This window comes from Streptomyces sp. NPDC102258 (genome assembly GCF_055584685.1).
Map to the genome: position 1 here is coordinate 162,353 of NZ_JBVJLO010000014.1, position 17,764 is coordinate 180,116.

Annotated in this window: 14 protein-coding genes and 1 pseudogene; 3 read left to right on the forward strand and 12 right to left on the reverse strand. The window is 72.5% G+C overall.

The window, feature by feature from the left end:
* Positions 1-84 precede the first annotated feature (84 nt).
* The 10 genes and pseudogenes from ACZ6ZT_RS23450 to ACZ6ZT_RS23495 form a co-directional block, all read right to left on the reverse strand.
* On the reverse strand, positions 85-483 hold the full coding sequence (locus ACZ6ZT_RS23450) for a cytidine deaminase (RefSeq protein WP_469721780.1): 399 nt from the start codon (positions 481-483) through the stop codon (positions 85-87).
* The gene (locus ACZ6ZT_RS23455; RefSeq protein WP_469721781.1) at positions 480-1,742 is read right to left on the reverse strand and encodes an ABC transporter permease; all 1,263 of its coding nucleotides are present in this window, start codon (positions 1,740-1,742) and stop codon (positions 480-482) included. The genes ACZ6ZT_RS23450 and ACZ6ZT_RS23455 overlap by 4 nt, the downstream gene beginning before the upstream one ends.
* A complete protein-coding gene (locus ACZ6ZT_RS23460) occupies positions 1,739-2,854 on the reverse strand; it encodes an ABC transporter permease (protein WP_469721782.1) in 1,116 nt (371 codons plus the stop codon). Before ACZ6ZT_RS23460 ends, ACZ6ZT_RS23455 begins: the two co-directional genes overlap by 4 nt.
* The gene (locus ACZ6ZT_RS23465) at positions 2,851-4,596 is read right to left on the reverse strand and encodes an ABC transporter ATP-binding protein (RefSeq protein ID WP_469721822.1); all 1,746 of its coding nucleotides are present in this window, start codon (positions 4,594-4,596) and stop codon (positions 2,851-2,853) included. Before ACZ6ZT_RS23465 ends, ACZ6ZT_RS23460 begins: the two co-directional genes overlap by 4 nt.
* A gap of 176 nt (positions 4,597-4,772) precedes the next feature.
* Positions 4,773-5,834, reverse strand: a complete 1,062-nt coding sequence (locus tag ACZ6ZT_RS23470; protein WP_469721783.1) for a BMP family lipoprotein — start codon at positions 5,832-5,834, stop codon at positions 4,773-4,775.
* Between the two features lie 284 nt (positions 5,835-6,118).
* Positions 6,119-7,366, reverse strand: coding sequence for an amidohydrolase (locus ACZ6ZT_RS23475; RefSeq protein WP_469721823.1), 1,248 nt, complete (start codon positions 7,364-7,366; stop codon positions 6,119-6,121).
* Positions 7,367-7,502: 136 nt separating this feature from the next.
* A complete protein-coding gene (locus tag ACZ6ZT_RS23480; protein WP_469721784.1) occupies positions 7,503-8,681 on the reverse strand; it encodes a hypothetical protein in 1,179 nt (392 codons plus the stop codon).
* A gap of 40 nt (positions 8,682-8,721) precedes the next feature.
* Positions 8,722-9,645, reverse strand: a complete 924-nt coding sequence (locus ACZ6ZT_RS23485) for an N-acetylneuraminate synthase family protein (protein WP_469721824.1) — start codon at positions 9,643-9,645, stop codon at positions 8,722-8,724.
* A 384-nt stretch (positions 9,646-10,029) separates the two neighbouring features.
* Positions 10,030-10,482, reverse strand: a pseudogene (locus ACZ6ZT_RS23490) (acylneuraminate cytidylyltransferase family protein); the annotation flags it as partial.
* Positions 10,386-11,735: a DUF6716 putative glycosyltransferase gene (locus tag ACZ6ZT_RS23495; protein ID WP_469721785.1), complete on the reverse strand. Its 1,350-nt coding sequence runs from the start codon at positions 11,733-11,735 to the stop codon at positions 10,386-10,388. The pseudogene ACZ6ZT_RS23490 and the gene ACZ6ZT_RS23495, both read right to left, overlap by 97 nt.
* Before the next feature lie 155 nt (positions 11,736-11,890).
* Between ACZ6ZT_RS23495 and ACZ6ZT_RS23500 the strand changes: the two genes are divergently transcribed.
* Complete coding sequence (locus tag ACZ6ZT_RS23500; RefSeq protein ID WP_469721786.1) at positions 11,891-12,862, forward strand: glycosyltransferase family 2 protein; 972 nt, start codon at positions 11,891-11,893, stop codon at positions 12,860-12,862.
* Positions 12,859-14,199, forward strand: a complete 1,341-nt coding sequence (locus ACZ6ZT_RS23505) for a polysialyltransferase family glycosyltransferase (RefSeq protein ID WP_469721788.1) — start codon at positions 12,859-12,861, stop codon at positions 14,197-14,199. Before ACZ6ZT_RS23500 ends, ACZ6ZT_RS23505 begins: the two co-directional genes overlap by 4 nt.
* A gap of 23 nt (positions 14,200-14,222) precedes the next feature.
* On the opposite strand, the gene leuE is transcribed toward ACZ6ZT_RS23505, so the two are convergent.
* Positions 14,223-14,879, reverse strand: a complete 657-nt coding sequence (gene leuE, locus ACZ6ZT_RS23510; RefSeq protein WP_469721789.1) for a leucine efflux protein LeuE — start codon at positions 14,877-14,879, stop codon at positions 14,223-14,225.
* A 44-nt stretch (positions 14,880-14,923) separates the two neighbouring features.
* Positions 14,924-16,507: an acyl-CoA mutase large subunit family protein gene (locus ACZ6ZT_RS23515; RefSeq protein ID WP_469721790.1), complete on the reverse strand. Its 1,584-nt coding sequence runs from the start codon at positions 16,505-16,507 to the stop codon at positions 14,924-14,926.
* 157 nt (positions 16,508-16,664) lie between these two features.
* Here ACZ6ZT_RS23515 and ACZ6ZT_RS23520 point away from each other — a divergent pair, with 157 nt between their 5' ends.
* Positions 16,665-17,552: a L,D-transpeptidase family protein gene (locus ACZ6ZT_RS23520; RefSeq protein ID WP_469721791.1), complete on the forward strand. Its 888-nt coding sequence runs from the start codon at positions 16,665-16,667 to the stop codon at positions 17,550-17,552.
* Positions 17,553-17,764 lie beyond the last annotated feature (212 nt).

The following is a 17,764-nucleotide window of genomic DNA, read 5'->3' on the forward strand; positions in this document are numbered from 1 at the left end:
CGCATAGAGATGAGGGGAGAAAGTTCAGGGGGAGGCAAGCGCGACGGCCCTCCGCCCGGCGGGGGCGAAGGGCCGTCGGCACGGCTATCTCAGGTGGTCGGGCCCGAAGGCCTGGGGCAGCATCGCACTCAGCGGGAGGACCCCGTCGGGGGTCTCCACCAGCAGGTCCGGGCCGCCGAACTCGTAGAGCAGCTGGCGGCAGCGGCCGCACGGGACGAGGATCTCGCCCTTGCCGTCCACACACGTGAAGTGGGTGAGCCGGCCGCCGCCGGTGGCCTGGAGGGCGGAGACCAGACCGCACTCGGCGCACAGGGCGAGCCCGTAACTGGCGTTCTCCACGTTGCAGCCCGTCACGACCCGGCCGTCGTCGACCAGGGCGGCCACCCCGACCGGGAAGCCCGAGTACGGGGCGTACGCCCGGGTCATCACGTCCCGGGCGGCCGTCCGCAGGACCTCCCAGTCCACCGTCCGCTCCGCGGTCACTTGCCCTGGCCCTTGCGGTACGGCAGGCCGTCCGCCTTGGGCATGCGCAGGCGCTGCGCCGACAGGGCGAGCACGAGCAGCGTGGTCAGGTACGGGGCTGCGTCGACGAACTGGCTCGGCACCGAGTCGGTCACCAGGTACCAGACCAGCAGACCGGCGGCGCAGAGCGCCGAGACGAGGCCGGGGACGTACTTCTTCTTGTACAGCTGCCAGGCGGCGACGAGCGCGAGCAGGATCGCCATGAGCAGCAGCAGCGCGTGCACGTTCTCGGAGCCGCGCAGCTTGAGGCTGTCGACGAAGCCGAAGAGGCCCGCGCCGAGGGCCATGCCGCCCGGCATCCAGTTGCCGAAGATCATCGCGGCGAGACCGATGTAACCGCGGCCGCCGGTCTGGCCCTCCTGGTAGATCGGGCTCGCGACCTCGGAGAGGAACACGCCGCCGAGGCCCGCGAGGGCGCCGGAGACGATCACGGCGATGTACTTGTACTTGTAGACGTTGACGCCCAGGGACTCGGCGGCGACGGGGTTCTCACCGCAGGAGCGCAGCCGCAGGCCGAAGGTGGTGCGCCACAGCACCCACCAGGTGCCGGGGATGAGCAGCAGCGCGACGACGGTCAGCAGGGACAGCCCGGTGACCAGGCCGCCGACGACGCCGGCCAGGTCGGAGAGGAAGAACCAGTGCTTGCCCTGGAGGGTGGCCATCCAGTCGGACAGCCCCGGCACGGTGATCTGGTAGATCTCCTCGACGCGCGGCGACTGCTTGGAGGAGCCGCCGGGGGCGTCGGCGAAGGTGAAGTTCGACAGGTACTGGGTGAAGCCCAGCGCCAGGATGTTGAGGGCCACACCGGAGACGATGTGGTTGACGTTGAAGGTGACCGTGATGATCGCGTGCAGCAGGCCGCCGACGGCGCCGCCGGCGATGCCGACGAGGACGCCGGTCCAGGGGCCCCACTGGTAGCCGGCCCAGGCACCGAACCAGGTGCCGAGGATCATCATGCCTTCGAGGCCGATGTTGACGACGCCCGCGCGCTCGGCCCACAGGCCGCCGAGGCCGGCGAGGCCGATCGGCACGGCGAGGGAGAGCGCGCCGGAGACCTGGCCGACGGAGGTCAGGTCCTCGGCGCCGCTGATCACGCGGACCAGCGAGACGAGGGCGAGGCCGCCCGCGATGATCAGCATGATCATCGGGAGGGTCAGCTTCTTGCGGCCGGCCGGCTTCTGCGGGGCGGCGTTCTTCTGGGGAACGGTGCTGGTGCTCACGCCGCGACCTCCTTCTCGGTCTTGATGGCGTGGCCCGCGGCCAGTTCCTCGCCGACCTTCTGCTGCTGGCGGCGGATGCCGTAACGGCGGACGAGCTCGTACGAGACGACGACGGCGATCACGATGAGGCCCTTCATGATCGTGCCGATCTCCTTCGCGTACCCGGCCGTGTCGAGCGAGGCCGAGGCCTTGTCGATGAAGGCCATCAGGAACGAGGCGAAGAGGATGCCGACCGGGCTGTTGCGGCCGAGCAGCGCGATGGTGATGCCGGTGAAGCCGACGCCCACGGGGAAGGACAGGTTGTACGTGTGCGTTTCGCCCAGCAGCTGCGGCATGCCGGACAGGCCCGCGACGGCGCCGGAGATCAGCATCGAGGTGATGATCATCTTCTTGGCGTCGACACCGGAGGCCTGGGCGGCGGACTCGCTGGCGCCGGTGGCGCGCAGGTCGAAGCCGAAGCGGGTGCGGTTGAGGGCGAACCAGTAGACGATGCCGAGGGCGAAGGCCACGAAGGTGAACCCGTAGATCTCCAGGCCGTCACCGATGGTGAGGGCCGGGAACCAGCCGGACTGGGCGATGTCGCCGGTCGTCAGGTCGTTGGAGCCCGCGGGCTGGACGCCCAGGTTCTTCGGCAGGATCAGCCAGGCGATCAGGCTGGTCGCGATGGCGTTCAGCATGATCGTGGAGACGACCTCGCTGACGCCGCGCTTGGCCTTCAGGACGCCCGCGATGCCGGCCCAGAAGGCACCGGTCAGCATGGCGACGAGGACGATCACCAGGATGTGCAGCGGGCCGGGCAGCGAGATCGCCGTGCCGACCAGCGCGGAGATCATCGCGGCGAGGCGGTACTGGCCGTCGACGCCGATGTTGAAGAGGTTCATGCGGAAGCCGATGGCGACGGCCAGGGCTGCCAGGTAGTACGTGCCCGCCTGGTTCAGGATGAGGACCTGGACGTCCTCGTACCCGGCGTTCTCGACCATGAGGCGCAGCGGGTCGATCGGGTCGATGCCCGTCGCCGCCAGCACGATCATGGTCAGCAGGAAGGCGGTGACCAGGGCGAGCAGGGGCCCGGCGATACCGAGGAGCAGCCGGTCCTTGTCGAGTTTCTTCATCGGGCCTCGTCCTCCGGGGAGTCGGTAGCGGCGTTGCCGGTACCGGCGGCGGAGTGGTTGTCGGTTGCTTCCAGGTGCCCGGAGGCGGCGCCCGTCATGGCGGTGCCGAGCTCCTCGGGGGTGACGGTCGCGGGGTCGGCGTCCGCGACCAGGCGGCCGCGGTAGATCACGCGCAGGGTGTCGGACAGGCCGATGAGCTCGTCCAGGTCGGCGGAGATCAGCAGCACGGCCAGGCCCTCGCGGCGGGCCTCGCGGATGGCGTCCCAGATCTGCGCCTGCGCGCCGACGTCCACACCGCGGGTGGGGTGGGCGGCGATCAGGAACTTGGGGTTGTGGCTCATCTCGCGGCCGACGATCAGCTTCTGCTGGTTGCCGCCGGAGAGCGAGGCCGCGGTGACGTCGATGCCGGGCGTGCGGACGTCGTACTCGCGCACGATCCGCTCGGTGTCCTTGCGGGCGGCCTTCAGGTCGAGGATGCCGCGCCGGGAGTTGGGCGCCTCGGTGACGTGGCCGAGGATGCGGTTCTCCCACAGCGGGGATTCCAGCAGCAGGCCGTGGCGGTGGCGGTCCTCGGGGATGTAGCCGATGCCGCCCACGCGGCGGGTGCGCACGGGGGCGTCGGTGATGTCCTTGCCGTCCAGGACGATGACGCCCGAGTCGGCGGCGGCCATGCCCATGAGGGCCTCGATGAGCTCGGTCTGGCCGTTGCCCTCGACGCCCGCGATCCCGAGGACCTCGCCCTTGTGGATCGTGAAGGTGACGTCGTCGAGCAGCAGGCGGCCGGCCGCGACGTGTTCGAGGGTGGCGGAGTCGGCGGGCGCCTCGGCGGACAGGGAATCCGGCTCGGTGAAGACGGAGTCGCCCGCGGCCAGGGTCAGGCCCTTGACCTCCAGCATCGGTACGTCCGTCACCGTCGACTCGCGGGTCTCCGGGGAGGGCAGCTCCGCGCCGACCATCAGCTCGGCGAGCTGCTTGGGCGTGGTGTCGCGCGGGTCGGCGGTGCCGACGGTGGTGCCGCGCCGGATGACGGTGATGTCGTCGGCGACCTTCAGCACCTCGCCCAGCTTGTGCGAGATGAAGATGACGGTCAGGCCCTCGGCCTTGAGCTCGCGCAGGTTGTCGAAGAGCGCGTCCACTTCCTGCGGGACGAGCACGGCGGTCGGCTCGTCGAGGATGAGGATCCGCGCGCCGCGGTAGAGGACCTTGAGGATCTCCACGCGCTGGCGGTCGGCGACGCCGAGATCCTCGACCAGTGCGTCGGGGCGCACGCCGAGGCCGTACGCGTCCGAGATCTCCTTGATCTTCTTGCGGGCCCTGGCGCCGATGCCGTAGAGCTTCTCGCCGCCGAGAACGACGTTCTCCAGGACGGTGAGGTTGTCGGCCAGCATGAAGTGCTGGTGCACCATGCCGATGCCGCGGGCGATGGCGTCGCCGGGGCTGTTGAAGGAGACCTGCTCCCCGTCGATGGCGATGGTGCCCTCGTCCGGCTTCTGCATGCCGTAGAGGATCTTCATCAGGGTCGACTTCCCGGCGCCGTTCTCGCCGATCAGGGCGTGGACCGTGCCCTTGCGGACGCTGATCGCGATGTCCTTGTTGGCGACGACGCCGGGGAAGCGCTTGGTGATGCCGTGCAGTTCGACGGCGAGAGGGGGGCTGGACGCGTTGATGACGCACTCTCCTTGGCGCGGAAGGAGCTGGAAAGCCGAGGTGGCAGGGGGGACAGGGCGGGGGAGAGAAGGTATCGCGTCCACGATGCCTCTACGCGCGTAGCACTGTCGGAAGTGAAAACTTGCGGCCAACTGACCACAAGTGAACACGGACTGGGGGAGAAACCGAAGGTCGGACACGGTGCGGGGCCCGCGAGCGGTAGAGACCACTCCCGGACCCCGGAAACCGCGACCGTTCGTCAGACGGGGCCTTACGGCGTGGTCTTGACGGTGATCTTCTTGGCGATGATGTCGGCCTTGGCCTTGTCCACCGCGGTGATGACGTCGGTCATCTCCTTGTACTTCGGGTTGGAGTCGGCCAGGCCGACGCCGTCCTTGTCGAGGCCGTAGCGGACCTCACCGGTCTCCGGCTTGCCGTCCTTGACCGACTTGATCAGGTTGAAGACGGAGTCGGAGACGTCCTTGGTGACCGAGGTCAGGATGTGGTCCTTGTACTTCGACAGACCGGCCTGGTTGTACTGGTCGGAGTCGACGCCGATGGCCCACGCGCCCTTGGCGGAGGCGGCCTCGATGGCGCCCGAGCCGGCCAGACCGGCGGCCGCGTAGATCACGTCGGCGCCCGCGTCGAGCTGGCCCTGGGCGGCGGCCTTGCCGAGGTCGGGCTTGGAGAAGCCCTCGAAGTTCGGCGGCTGCGAGAGGTACTTGGAGAGCACCTTGGCGTTCGGGTTGGTGTCCTTGACGCCCTGGGCGAAGCCCGCCTCGAACTTCTTGATCAGCGGGACCTCGACACCGCCGATGAAGCCGACCGTGCCGGACTTCGAGGCCTTGGCGGCGGCGACGCCGGCCAGGTAGGAGCCCTGCTCCTCGTTGAAGACGAGGTTGGCGATGTTCTTGTCGGTCACCGAGGTGTCGTCGATGATGCCGAACGTGGTGTTCGGGAACTTCGGCGCGACCTTCTTGATGGCCGGGGCGTAGGAGAAGCCGACGCCGATGACCGGGTTGTTGCCGGAGCGGGCCAGCTCGGTGAGGCGCTGGACCTTGTCGGCCTCGCCCTCGCCGTCGGTCGGCTCGGCTTCCTTGCCGCCGATCTTCAGTTCCTTCTTGGCCTTCTCCAGGCCGGCGAAGGCGGCATCGTTGAACGACTGGTCGCCGCGGCCACCGATGTCGTACGCGATGGCGGCGCTGGCGGCGGCCTTGGCGGTGCCGTCGGAGGACGGGGCGTCCGAGGACTTCTTACCGCCACAGGCGGTGGCCGAGAGGGCCAGCGCCGCGGACGCGATGCCCACGGTGGCGATCCTGGTGATCCGGCGCAAGGGGAGGCTCCTTCAAAACCTGACCGAAGCGCCACGACCGGCGCTGGTTTCGCGGCGATCGTAACGCGCGTAGATGTCAGTTAAAGGCCCGTTCATGAGTCGTTATCGGATCGTCGCGAACCGGACAGTGACCGATCGGTAACTGCACCTCTGTCCGGCCCTTGCGTACCAAGGGCCGGACAGGTCCACCGGCGGACCGGCGGAGGGTGTACGGACTTTGCCCCGGCTTTGCCGCCCGCGGCTCACGGCCCCCGGCCGCGCGCCCGCCGTCCCGCTCCCGCCGGCTAGTGGGCGGCGGCGTCGGCGTGGCGGCCGTCGAGCAGCGCCGCCGCGGTGAAGAACTCCACGCCGACGCCGATGGCGCTCTCGTCCACGTCGAAGTCGCCCCGGTGCAGGTCGTGCTTGGCCGTGTCGCCGGGCCGCCGCACGCCGAGGCGGGCCATGGCACCGGGGACGTGCTCCAGGTACCAGGAGAAGTCCTCGCCGCCGAGGCTCTGCTCGGTGTCCTCGACCGCGCCCGCCCCGCGCCGGGCGGCCATGGCCTCGCGGAGCAGTTCGGTGACCACCGGGTCGTTGACCACCGGCGGGACCCCGCGCACGTGGTTGATCTCGAACTTCGCCCCGTGCATGGTGGCGACCTCGTCGATCGCCGCGTGGATCATGTCGGGGGCCTCGTACCAGGCGTTCAGGTCCAGGCAGCGCACGGTACCGGACAGCTCCGCGTGCATCGGGATGACGTTGCAGGCGTGCCCGGCCTCGATCCGGCCCCAGGTGACGGACATGCCCGAGCGGGCGTCCATCCGCCGGGACAGCAGGGCCGGGACGTCCACGGCGACGCGGGCGGCGGCCGTCACCAGGTCGGTGGTCAGGTGCGGGCGGGCGGTGTGGCCGCCAGAGCCGGAGAGGCTGACCTCCAGGCGGTCGCAGGCCGAGGTGATCGGCCCGGGGCGCACGCCGATGCGGCCCGCGTCGACGCGGGGGTCGCAGTGCACGGCGATGATCCGGCCCACGCCGTCCAGCACCCCGGACTCGATGGCGTCGCTCGCGCCGCCCGGCAGCACCTCCTCGGCCGGCTGGAACAGCAGCCGCACCGGCCGGGGCAGCAGCCCCTGGCGGTCGAGGTCGGCGAGCACCAGGCCCGCCCCGAGGACGACGGTCGTGTGCACGTCGTGTCCGCAGGCGTGGGCGCGGTCCGGGACGGTGGAGCGGTACGGGACGTGCGTCTTGGCGTCCGGGATGGGCAGGGCGTCGATGTCCGCGCGCAGGGCCAGCATCGGCCGTTCGCCGTCCCGGGTGCCGACGTCACAGATCAGCCCGGTGCCGGACTTCAGCACGCGGGGGCGCAGGCCGGCTTTCTCCAGCCGGGCCTTGATCGCCGCCGTGGTGCGGAACTCCTGGTGTCCTAGCTCGGGATGCATGTGCAAGTCCCGTCGGAAGGCGATCAGTTCGGCGCGCAGGTGGTCCGGAAGCTTGCCGGGCAGCTCGGGCCGGTCGGGCGTGCCGGGCTGGGCGGTCTGGGACTCGCGGGACATCAACTGGTTCACCCGTTGAAGGGTAGGCGCACGGATGGCTCAACCGGACGGAGATCACCGAAAGTTCATGCCGTTAGGGGAAAGAAACCCGCCTCTTGAGGCATGACCGGACGCGGCCGGGGGTAAACTCGCGCGCTCATCCGGCCGCGCGAGCCGTCCGGGCGGGCAGTCTGCGCACATCACGGGCGGTGTCGGTGACGCCCGCGAGGAAGCCGCGGGCCCGCGGCGAGGCGGCGGCGGTGAGCCACGCCGGGTCGATGTCGCAGACGGCCACCGTCACGCCGGTGCCGGTGAGCGCGTACGGCAGCGTGTGGACGACGGTGGACGGAAAGCTGACGATGGTCCGGCCGACCGGACCGCGCCGGGCGATCAGCTCCAGCGGCAGGTCCGGACGTACGATCTCCAGCCCGGTCGCCTCGCTCAGCGCGCGCAGCTTCTCCGGGGACTCCCGGCGGTGCGCGAAGTACCGGGTCACCCCGTGTTCCCGGGTCAGGGCCCGGACGGCGTCCACGTAACGGGCCGGATCCACCACCCCGGTCTCCACCAAGGAGGTGCCGACCAGGTCGGTGCCCCTGGTCAGGCGGGGCGGGCCGAAGCGGGAGCGGGTCCAGGCGAAGTCGTTGACGCGCAGCTCCATCCCCGGCAGCGGGGTGACCGGCATCGAGGTGAAGACCTCCATGGGCCGCCCGCCCCGCGGGGTGAGCCTTCTGCGGGCCGTCCCCGAGACCGGGGCGTACACGAGCTCCCGGGCCCGGGACAGGACCCCGCCGCCGGTGCGGTGCCAGCGGCGAAGCCGCTCACCGCGGCCGAGCTGCGCCATGAACTCCATGGTGGCGGTGCCGTCGTCGACGACGACCAGTTCGGCGGCGCGGGCGGGAACCAGCAGCAGCTGCACGAGGCGGGAGAAGGGGTCGCCGACGACGATCCGCTCGGCCCGGCGCACGGCGGCGGTGAGCGCGGCCAGGGCGCCCAGCGGGCTGCCGCTGCCGCCGCGGGCCTCCTGCCACTGGACGGTGTGGCCTTCGTCACGGGCGAGGGCGGCGACGCGGCGCAGCTGGCCGCGGGACATGGGGTCGGTGGGCGGCAGCACGATGATGCGCGGGCCGTGGGGCGCCGGCCCCGGCGGGCCGTCCTGCGCGGGGCGGCCGGCGAGGGGGCCGGGCTGGCTCGGTACGCCGGACAGCAGGGGCCCGCGGCGGCCGGGGTCCGCGCCGGCCCCGGGGCGGGCCCGGGCCTCGGCGTGCGCCCATTCGAGGACGTTGAGCAGCTGGACCGGGCTCTCGACCAGGGCCAGGGTGGGGGCGGGGGTGTTCACCACGGGTCTCCGCTCTGGGAGGAGGAGGGGTGGGGCCGGATCAGACCGCTGCCGGGGCCTGTTCTGCCTGGCCCTGGACGCGGCGGAGCTTCTTCATGGGGCCGAGCTCGGACTCGTACACGCGCTTGACGCCGTCGCCGAGCGCGGTCTCGATGGTGCGGATGTCGCGCACGAGGCGGGTGAGGCCACCGGGTTCGACGGAGGCGGCCTGGTCGGAGCCCCACATGGCCCGGTCGAGGGTGATGTGCCGCTCGACGAAGGTGGCGCCGAGGGCGACCGCGGCGAGGGTGGTCTGCAGGCCCGTCTCGTGGCCGGAGTAGCCGATCGGGACGTTCGGGTACTCGTCCTGGAGCGTGTGGATGACGCGCAGGTTGAGCTCCTCGGCCTTGGCCGGGTACGTCGAGGTGGCGTGGCAGAGCAGGATGTTGTCGCTGCCGAGCACCTCGACGGCGTGCCGGATCTGCTTCGGGGTGGACATGCCGGTGGACAGGACGACGGTGCGGCCGGTGGCGCGCAGGGCGCGCAGGAGCTCGTCGTCGGTCAGGGAGGCGGAGGCCACCTTGTGGGCGGGCACGTCGAACTTCTCCAGGAAGGCGACGGCCTCGGTGTCCCAGGGGGAGGCGAACCAGGCGATGCCGCGGCGGGCGCAGTGCTCGTCGATGGCCAGGTAGTCGGCCTCGCCGAACTCCACGCGGTGGCGGTAGTCGATGTACGTCATCCGGCCCCAGGGGGTGTCGCGTTCGATGTCCCACTGGTCGCGCGGGGTGCAGATCTCGGGGGTCCGCTTCTGGAACTTGACGGCGTCGCAGCCGGCTTCGGCGGCGGCGTCGATGAGCGCGAAGGCCGTACCGAGGTCGCCGTTGTGGTTGATGCCGATCTCGCCGACGACGTAGACCGGCTGTCCGGGTCCGGCGGTACGGGAACCGAAGCTGCGCAGACGGGAGTTGGCGGGGGCGGCGGTCATGGCGGGGGGTGTCCTTCGTTCGGTGGCGGCGGGCGCGGAGCGGCCCGGGGGGTCGGAGGGCGGGGTGTCGAACAGCGGGGCGAGGCGGCGGGCGCGGGCCAGGTCGTGGGGGTCGTCGATCTCCAGGACCCGCGCCGGGTCGGCCGGTACGGGCAGGGTCCGGCCGAAGAAGCGGTGCCGGGCGGCGCGGAAGCCGGCGGCGTCCATGGCGTAGGCCGCGCCGGTCTCCAGGAGTTCGGCGGGCCGGTCCTGGCGGCGGGGCCGGTACGCCGCGTCGTGGTTGACCCCGGCGCCGTGGCCGTCGGCCCCGGTCCGCCAGAGGAAGCCGTGGAAGGGGGCCGCGGTCAGGGCCGTGTCGGCGGCGCCCGAGGCCACGACGGCGGCCACCGACTCGACGTCCGAGGGGGTCAGGAAGGGGCTGGTGCACTGGACCAGGAGGACCACGTCCACGGTCACGGAGTGCAGTTCCTCGAAGGAGTCCAGGGCGTGCAGCAGGGCGGCCTCGCTGCTCGCGGTGTCCCCGGCGAGGGCCGCGGGCCGGGTGATGACGTCGGCCCCGGCGGCCCGGGCGGCCGCCGCGACCCCGGCGGAGTCGGTGGAGACCACCACGTCGGTGACGGTGGGCGCGGAGCGGCAGGCCCGCACGGCGCGGGCGACGAGCGGGATCCCGCCGACGGCCGCGGTGTTCTTGCCGGGCACGCCCTTGGAGCCGCCCCGGGCCGGGATCACCGCGAGGACCCTCACAGCTCGCCCAGCCGTCGGATCACCGGGGCCACGCGCTGGACCCCGTGCCGGTAGGCGCCCCGGGCGGCTTCGCGCAGGTGGCCGCGGAGCCACCGGCGCGCCCCGGACTCCCCGGCGGCCCGCGCGGCGGCGGCGGGCAGCGGGGTCCCGTCGGGGGCGAGGTGGTGGCGGGCCAGGATCCCGGGGAGGTAGCCGGGGGCGGTGGCGAGCGTGTAGTACGGGGCGACGGGCGCGAGCCGGCCCGGTGCGAGCAGCTCCGCGACCCGGGCGCGGGCGGCGGCGTAGGGGTCGGCCGCGCCGGGGGCGACCCCCTGGGCGGCGAGCCAGGCCGGGTCGCCGGCGGGCAGCGCGCCCTCGTCGAGCCGGTCCCAGGAGGTCAGGCAGCCGGAGCCGAGGAAGTGGTGGTTGCCGAGGGCCTCGCGGATGCCGAGGTCGGTCAGGACGGCGGTCGGGATGCCCCGGTGCAGGGATTCCAGGGCGGCGGTGGAGGAGACGGTGACCAGCAGGTCGGTGCCGTCCAGGACCTCGCCCATGTTCCCGTAGACCAGGCGGCAGTTGGCCGGCAGGCCGCCCGGGAGCCGCTCGGCGAGGCGCTGGTAGGGGTGTTCCTCCAGGTGCGTGGTGTGCTCGCCGGGCCGGCTGCGGAGTTTGACGAGCACCTCGCGGCCCGGATGCAGGCGGGCGTGCCGGGCGGCCCGTTCCAGCAGGTAGGCGCGGTCGGCGCGGCCCTCGGGGACGGAGGGCTGCACCGCGAAGACGACCCGGCGCACGCCGCCGGTGTCCGTGTGCGGGGCGCCGTCCAGGAAGGGCAGGGCGGTCTCGACGACGGCGGCCGGGTCGGCGCCCGCGCCCTCGTAGACGGCGCGGAAGCGGGCGGCGTCGTGGCGGGAGTTGGCGAGGACCAGGTCGGCGCCGTGCCGCAGCAGGAGTCCGTCGGCCAGCTTCTCGTAGACGACGCCGACGTAGCCGGTGACGAGCACGGGCCGGGCGGCCGGGTCGGGCCACAGGGCGCGCACGCCGTGCAGGACGGCCTGGACGGCGCCTCCGACCAGGGCGAGGACGACGACGTCGTAGCGCTCGCGGCCGAGTTCGGCGAGGAACCCGGCGCAGGTCACCTCGGCCGGTCCGCGGTCCGCCGCGACCCCCGCCTCGCCGAGCTGGCGCGCGGTCGGGGTGGCCCGGCCGCGGAGCACGAACCCGGCGGGCGCGGGAGCCCCGGGGGCGAGCCGGCGGGCGGTGAGGGCGCCCCATTTCCAGCGTGTGTCGGAGTCGGCGAGTACGGCGATACGGAGATCGGTCCGGCTGCTGCTGAGTGGCACTGGCACCCGGCAGAAGCTATTCCGCATTTCCGGTGTTCGGCCCAACGAGCGCACAACGGCGGGTTAACAACCCGTCGACGAAATGCGAAAGCGCCCTGGTTAACACGCCCGCCCCGCGTCGTTCACATGGAATCCGCGTCCGGGCCATGGTGAATGCCGGGCCGCGTCCTAATGTCTCCCGGGTGCTCAAGCTCTCTGTTGTCGTGCCGTTCTACAACGTGCAGACATACGCACCGGATGCCCTGAAGGGGCTCGAACTCAACGTACGTGACGATTTCGAGTTCCTGCTCGTCGACGACCGCTCCACGGACGGGACGCCCGAACTGCTGGAACGCGCGGCGGCCGGCGGCCTGCCCGGGGCGAGGCACCTCAGACGGGACCGCAACGGCGGCCTGGCGACGGCCCGCAACACCGGACTGGACGCGGCGCGCGGGGAGTACATCGCCTTCCTGGACGGCGACGACTGGCTCGCGCCCGGCCACCTGGCACGTACGCTGGCCGCCATCGAGGCGCTGAGCTGCGATTTCGTCCGTACCGACCATGTACAGGTGACGGGCCGGACGCGCGCGGTGCAGCGGGTGCCGTACGGGCCGCAGGGGGTGGTGGCCGATCCGCGCGCCGGGATCCTGCCGGCCTCGCGGGCCACGGCGGTGGACTATCCGTACGCCTGGGCCGGGATGTACCACCGGCGGCTGCTGGACCGGGGGCTGCTGCACTTCACCGACGGGCTGCGGACGGCGGAGGACCGGCCGTGGATCTGGCGGCTGCACCGGGAGGCGGAGTCCTTCGCGGCCGTCGGCGAGGCCGGGATCTTCTACCGGCGCGGCATTTCCACCTCGCTCACGCAGATCGGGGACGAGCGGCAGCTCGATTTCATCCGCGCATTTGATCAAGTCCTGTCGGATACCGCCGCGGACCCCGAATCCGAACTCCTGCTCCCCAAGGCCGTCCGAACGTATTGCGCAATTATCGCGCACCATATCGGCTCCATCGAAAGGTTCGAACCGGCCGTGGCGAAAAAACTCCGGCGGCTGAGCGCCGACGCCCTGCGGCGCATGCCCCGGCCGCTGCTGGACGCGGCCCTGACCTCGATGGACGCCGAACGCACCGCCCTGCTGCGCAGGGTGCTGCGCCGCTCCGGGGCCGCCGCGTGAACGGCGGACGCGTCACCCAGCTCTTCCTCGCCTCCACCCTCTACGGGACGGCCACCCTCGCCGCCGCGCTCGACGCGGGCGCCTTCCCCCCGGCCGCCCGGCGGATCCTGCTCACCAGCAACCACTCCCCCGCCGCCGAGGTCACCCCCGGCATCGAGGCCATGCCCGGCTTCGCCGCGCTGCGCACCCGCTTCGACGAGGTCCGCGACTGGAACGCGGTCCTCGCCCCCCAGCACCCGAGCACCTGGGCCCCCCGCCCCGACGACGTCCCGCTCTGGGAGCGCCAGTTGCGCACCCTGTGGAGGCTCGGCGAGGACCGGGTCGAGCTGGTGGTGGAGTCCCTCCAGGTGCCGCCCGCGCAGAGCCTGTGCCAGCTGTTCCCGGGCGCCGCGATCGACGTCTACGCCGACGGGCTCATGTCGTACGGGCCGACCCGCTTCCGGCTCGACCCGCAGATCGGCATGCGGGTGCGGCGGGTCCTGCACCTGGACCTCGTACCGGGTCTGGAGCCGCTGCTGCTGACGGAGTTCGGGGTGCCGGCCGAGCCGCTCCCGGCGCCGGCCTTCCTGAAGGTGCTCGCGGAGCTGGCGGCCCTGCCCGACGACTGCGGCTACGCGCCCCCCGAGCCCCCGGCCCTCCTGCTCGGCCAGTACCTCTCGGCGCTGGACCTGATGACCCCGGCCGAGGAGGAGGAGCTGCACGTCGCCATGGTGCGCGGGGCCGTGGCCCGGGGCCACCGGGAGCTGGTCTTCAAACCGCACCCCTCCGCCCCGGCGGCGTACTCGCGCGGCGCCGAGGCGGAAGCCGCCCGGCTCGGGGCGCGGCTGACGGTGCTGGACGCGCCGGTGCTCGCCGAGACCCTGTACGAGCGGCTGCGCCCGGCGCTGGTCGCGGGCTGCTTCTCGACCGGGCTGCTGACCGCCCGGACCCTGTACGGGATCCCGGTCGCGCGCACCGGGACCGGGCCGCTGCTGGGCCGGCTGGCCCCGTACCAGAACAGCAACCGGATCCCGCTGACGCTGGTGGACGCGCTGGTCCCGGAGCTCGACGCACCGGACGGCGGCGCGGACACGCCGGCTCCCGCCGATCTCGCCGGCCTGGTCACGGCGGTGGGCTTCACCATGCAGCCCCGGATCCTGACCGGCCTGCGCGGGCCGGCCGAGGCCTACCTGGCCCGGCACCTGGACGACCGGACGTGGCGCTACTTCAAGCGGCGCCGGCTCACCGTGCTGGGCCTGCCCGGCGGGATCCCCGCGCAGCTGTCCTTCCTGCCCCGCAGCCCGGCGGTGCGCCGGGCCGCGCACCGGCTGCGCCGGCGGCTGGGACGGGTCGGCTGAGCGAGCGCCCGGCCGGTCGGCCGTCAGCCCATCGCCAGCTTCGCGGCGAAGCCGAGGAAGATCACGCCCGCCGCCGAGGTGGCCCCGGCCGCGAGCCGCTTGCGGCGGCGGAAGGCGGCCGACAGCCGGGTGCCGGTGAAGATCAGGGTGGACAGGTAGAGGAAGCTGACCAGCTGGCTGACCGTGCCCAGCAGCAGGAACGACAGCGCCGGGTAGCGGTACTGGGGGTCCACGAACTGCACGAAGAAGGACAGCAGGAAGAGGATCGCCTTGGGGTTGAGCAGGCTCACCACCAGCGCCCGCCGGAAGGGCCGCTCGGCCGGACCGGCGCTCTCCCGGCCGTCGTCCGGCGCCGCCGCCTCCTCGCGCGAACCGCGGGCCCGCCACATGGCCAGCGCGCCGCGCAGCATGCCCACGGCCAGCCAGCCCAGGTACCCGGCGCCGAGCACCTTGACCACCGTGAACAGCACCGGGCTCGTCTGGAGCAGCGCGCCGGCGCCGACCGCGGCCAGCACCATCAGCACGGTGTCGCCGGTGAACACGCCGGCGGCCGCCGTGTAGCCCTGCCGCACCCCGCGCCGGGAGGCGACGGAGAGCACGTAGAGGGAGTTCGGCCCGGGCAGCAGCACGATCAGCACCACGGCCGCGAGATAAGTAGGAAGATCTGTCACACCCAGCATGGGCAGGAGTGTCCCATGCCGACGCACCTGTCAGGCAGCGGATTTCACCAGCTGGACCCCGAGGGCTCGTACGTCCCCCAGACCTCCCGCAGCGCCCCGCAGACCTCCCCCACCGTGGCCCGCGCCCGCAGCGCCTCCTTCATCGGGTAGAGGACGTTCTCCCGCTCGGTGGCGGCCGCCGCGCGCAGCGCCGCCAGCGCCGCCGCCACCGCCCGCCCGTCCCGCGTCTCGCGCAGCCGTGCCAGCGCCGCGCACTGGCGGGCCTCGATGGCCGGGTCCACCCGCAGCGGGACGTACGGCTCCTCCCGCTCCAGCGCGAAGCGGTTGACCCCGACCACCACCCGCTCCCCCGCCTCCTGCTCCCGGGCGATCCGGTAGGCGCCGGCCTCGATCTCCGCCTTCTGGAAGCCGGCCTCGATCGCCGCGACCGCCCCGCCCAGCTCCTCGACGCGCCGCATCAGCGCGAGCGCGGCCGCCTCGACGTCGTCCGTCATCCGCTCCACCGCGTACGAACCGGCGAAGGGGTCGGCGGTGTGCGGCACGTCCGTCTCGTGCGCGAGCACCTGCTGGGTGCGCAGCGCGAGGCGGGCCGCCTTCTCGGTGGGCAGGGCGATGGCCTCGTCGTAGGAGTTGGTGTGCAGGGACTGGGTGCCGCCGAGGACGGCGGCCAGCGCCTGCACGGTGACCCGTACGAGGTTCAGTTCGGGCTGCTGCGCCGTCAGCTGCACCCCGGCGGTCTGGGTGTGGAAGCGCAGCATCAGGGACTTCGGGTCGCGCGCCCCGAACTCCTCGCGCATCAGCCGGGCCCAGATGCGGCGGGCGGCCCGGAACTTGGCGACCTCCTCCAGCAGGGTGGTGCGGGCGACGAAGAAGAAGGACAGCCGGGGCGCGAACTCGTCGACCGCCATCCCGGCCGCCAGCGCCGTCCGGACGTAGGCGACGGCGTCGGCGAGGGTGAAGGCGATCTCCTGCGCGGGCGAGGCCCCCGCCTCGGCCATGTGGTAGCCGGAGACGGAGATGGTGTTCCACTTCGGGATCTCGGCGCGGCAGTAGCGGAAGAGGTCGGCGGTCAGCCGCAGGGAGGGACCGGGCGGGAAGACGTACGTCCCGCGGGCGATGTACTCCTTCAGGATGTCGTTCTGCACGGTGCCGGTCAGCCGGGCGCCGTCGATGCCGCCCTCCTCGGCGACGAGCTGGTACATGAGCAGCAGCGGGGCGGCCGGGGCGTTGATCGTCATCGAGGTGGAGACCCGGTCGAGGGGGATGCCGTCGAACAGGGCCCGCATGTCCTCGACGGAGTCGACGGCGACGCCGACCTTGCCGACCTCGCCGCGCGCGAGGGGGGCGTCGGAGTCGTGCCCCATCTGGGTGGGCAGGTCGAAGGCCACGGACAGGCCGGTCCCACCACCCGCGATGAGCCGGCGGTAGCGGGCGTTGGACTCGGCGGCCGTCCCGAATCCGGCGTACTGGCGCACGGTCCAGGGCCGTGCGGCGTACATGGCCGGATGGATACCCCGGGTGTACGGGTAGTGCCCCGGCGCCCCCAGACTGGTGTCCGGGTCCCAGCCCGCCAGGTCCCCGGGTCCGTAGACCGGTTCGATGGGGATCCCGCTCTCGGTGTGCGGCATCGGTGTGCTCCCTCTTCGGCATGGGCCCGTGATCCCCTCGCGCGCGAGGGGCAGGAGGTAGGACAGGGCGCGACATCCCAGGGCGCCGGGTGCAACTCCGCGCGTGGGTGAAGCGTCACCTAGATACACGACGTCGAAGTGAAAACGGGGGACCGCGATGCGCCACCGACGAGTCTTGATCCGTACGCTCGGCCTCGCCGCGGCCGTGGCGCTGGCCGCGACGGGCTGCGGCCCGCAGCGGGACGGGGCCGGCCCGGCCGCTCCGTCCGCGCCGGTCACGGGGAGTTCACCGGCGGCTTCCCCCTCGGCGCAGGACGACGCGAAGCCGGGCGAGTCCTCGCCGGCCGCCTCCCCCTCGCCCTCCGCGTCGCGGTCGGCGTCCCCGTCCGCCCCCGCCCCCGAGACCCCGGCCGTGAAGCCGATCATGGCGAACGGCGACGAGAGCGACCAGATCCGCGGGCTCCAGGCGCGGCTGCGGCAGCTGAAGCTGCTGTCGACGGCGCCCACCGGCTTCTACGGCTCGAAGACGACCGCCGCCGTCAGGACCTTCCAGTCCCGGCACGGTCTCGGCGCGACCGGCGCGGTGGACGAGGCCACCTGGCGGAAGGTGCGGAGCGTCACCAAGGAGCCCACGGACGAGGAGCTGCGTCCGCCGACCACCAACGAGGTCGACGCCCCGGACCCGCGCTGCATGCAGGGCCGGGTGATGTGCATCAGCAAGGAGAGCCGCACCCTCGCCTGGATGATCGACGGCAAGGTGGTCTCCACGATGGACGTGCGCTTCGGCTCGGAGAACACGCCGACCCGTGAGGGCCTGTTCGAGGTGGGCTGGAAGGCCAAGGACTGGACGTCGACGATCTACCACACGGCGATGCCGTACGCGATGTTCTTCAGCGAGGGCCAGGCGGTGCACTACTCGGCGGACTTCGCCGCCCGCGGTTACGCCGGGGCCTCGCACGGCTGCGTGAACGTCCGCGACAAGGCGAAGCTGTCGGCGCTGTTCGACCAGGTGAAGGTGGGCGACAAGGTCGTCGTCTACTGGTGAGTCCGGTACCGGTGAGTCCGGTCGGAGGCTGAGGGCGCGGGCAGGGCCGGGGGAACGTGCCCCGCCCGCGCCGGTTGCGCAGAGCCCAGGGGTACGGGGGGAACCCCGGCTCGTGCGCGGCCGATGACCAGTCGGCTCGATATGTACTGCGCCGGGGACCTCGAAAGTGTTACTGCGCTCTGTTCGAGCCAGGACCCACACGTTCCGCTCCG

Coding starts and splice junctions, on each gene's coding strand:
- ACZ6ZT_RS23495 (WP_469721785.1), bottom strand. CDS start 11,735: ATGCGGAATAGCTTCTGCCGGGTGCCAGTGCCACTCAGCAGCAGCCGG.
- leuE (WP_469721789.1), bottom strand. CDS start 14,879: ATGCTGGGTGTGACAGATCTTCCTACTTATCTCGCGGCCGTGGTGCTG.
- ACZ6ZT_RS23460 (WP_469721782.1), bottom strand. CDS start 2,854: ATGAAGAAACTCGACAAGGACCGGCTGCTCCTCGGTATCGCCGGGCCC.
- ACZ6ZT_RS23485 (WP_469721824.1), bottom strand. CDS start 9,645: ATGACCGCCGCCCCCGCCAACTCCCGTCTGCGCAGCTTCGGTTCCCGT.
- ACZ6ZT_RS23475 (WP_469721823.1), bottom strand. CDS start 7,366: ATGTCCCGCGAGTCCCAGACCGCCCAGCCCGGCACGCCCGACCGGCCC.
- ACZ6ZT_RS23520 (WP_469721791.1), top strand. CDS start 16,665: ATGCGCCACCGACGAGTCTTGATCCGTACGCTCGGCCTCGCCGCGGCC.
- ACZ6ZT_RS23515 (WP_469721790.1), bottom strand. CDS start 16,507: ATGCCGCACACCGAGAGCGGGATCCCCATCGAACCGGTCTACGGACCC.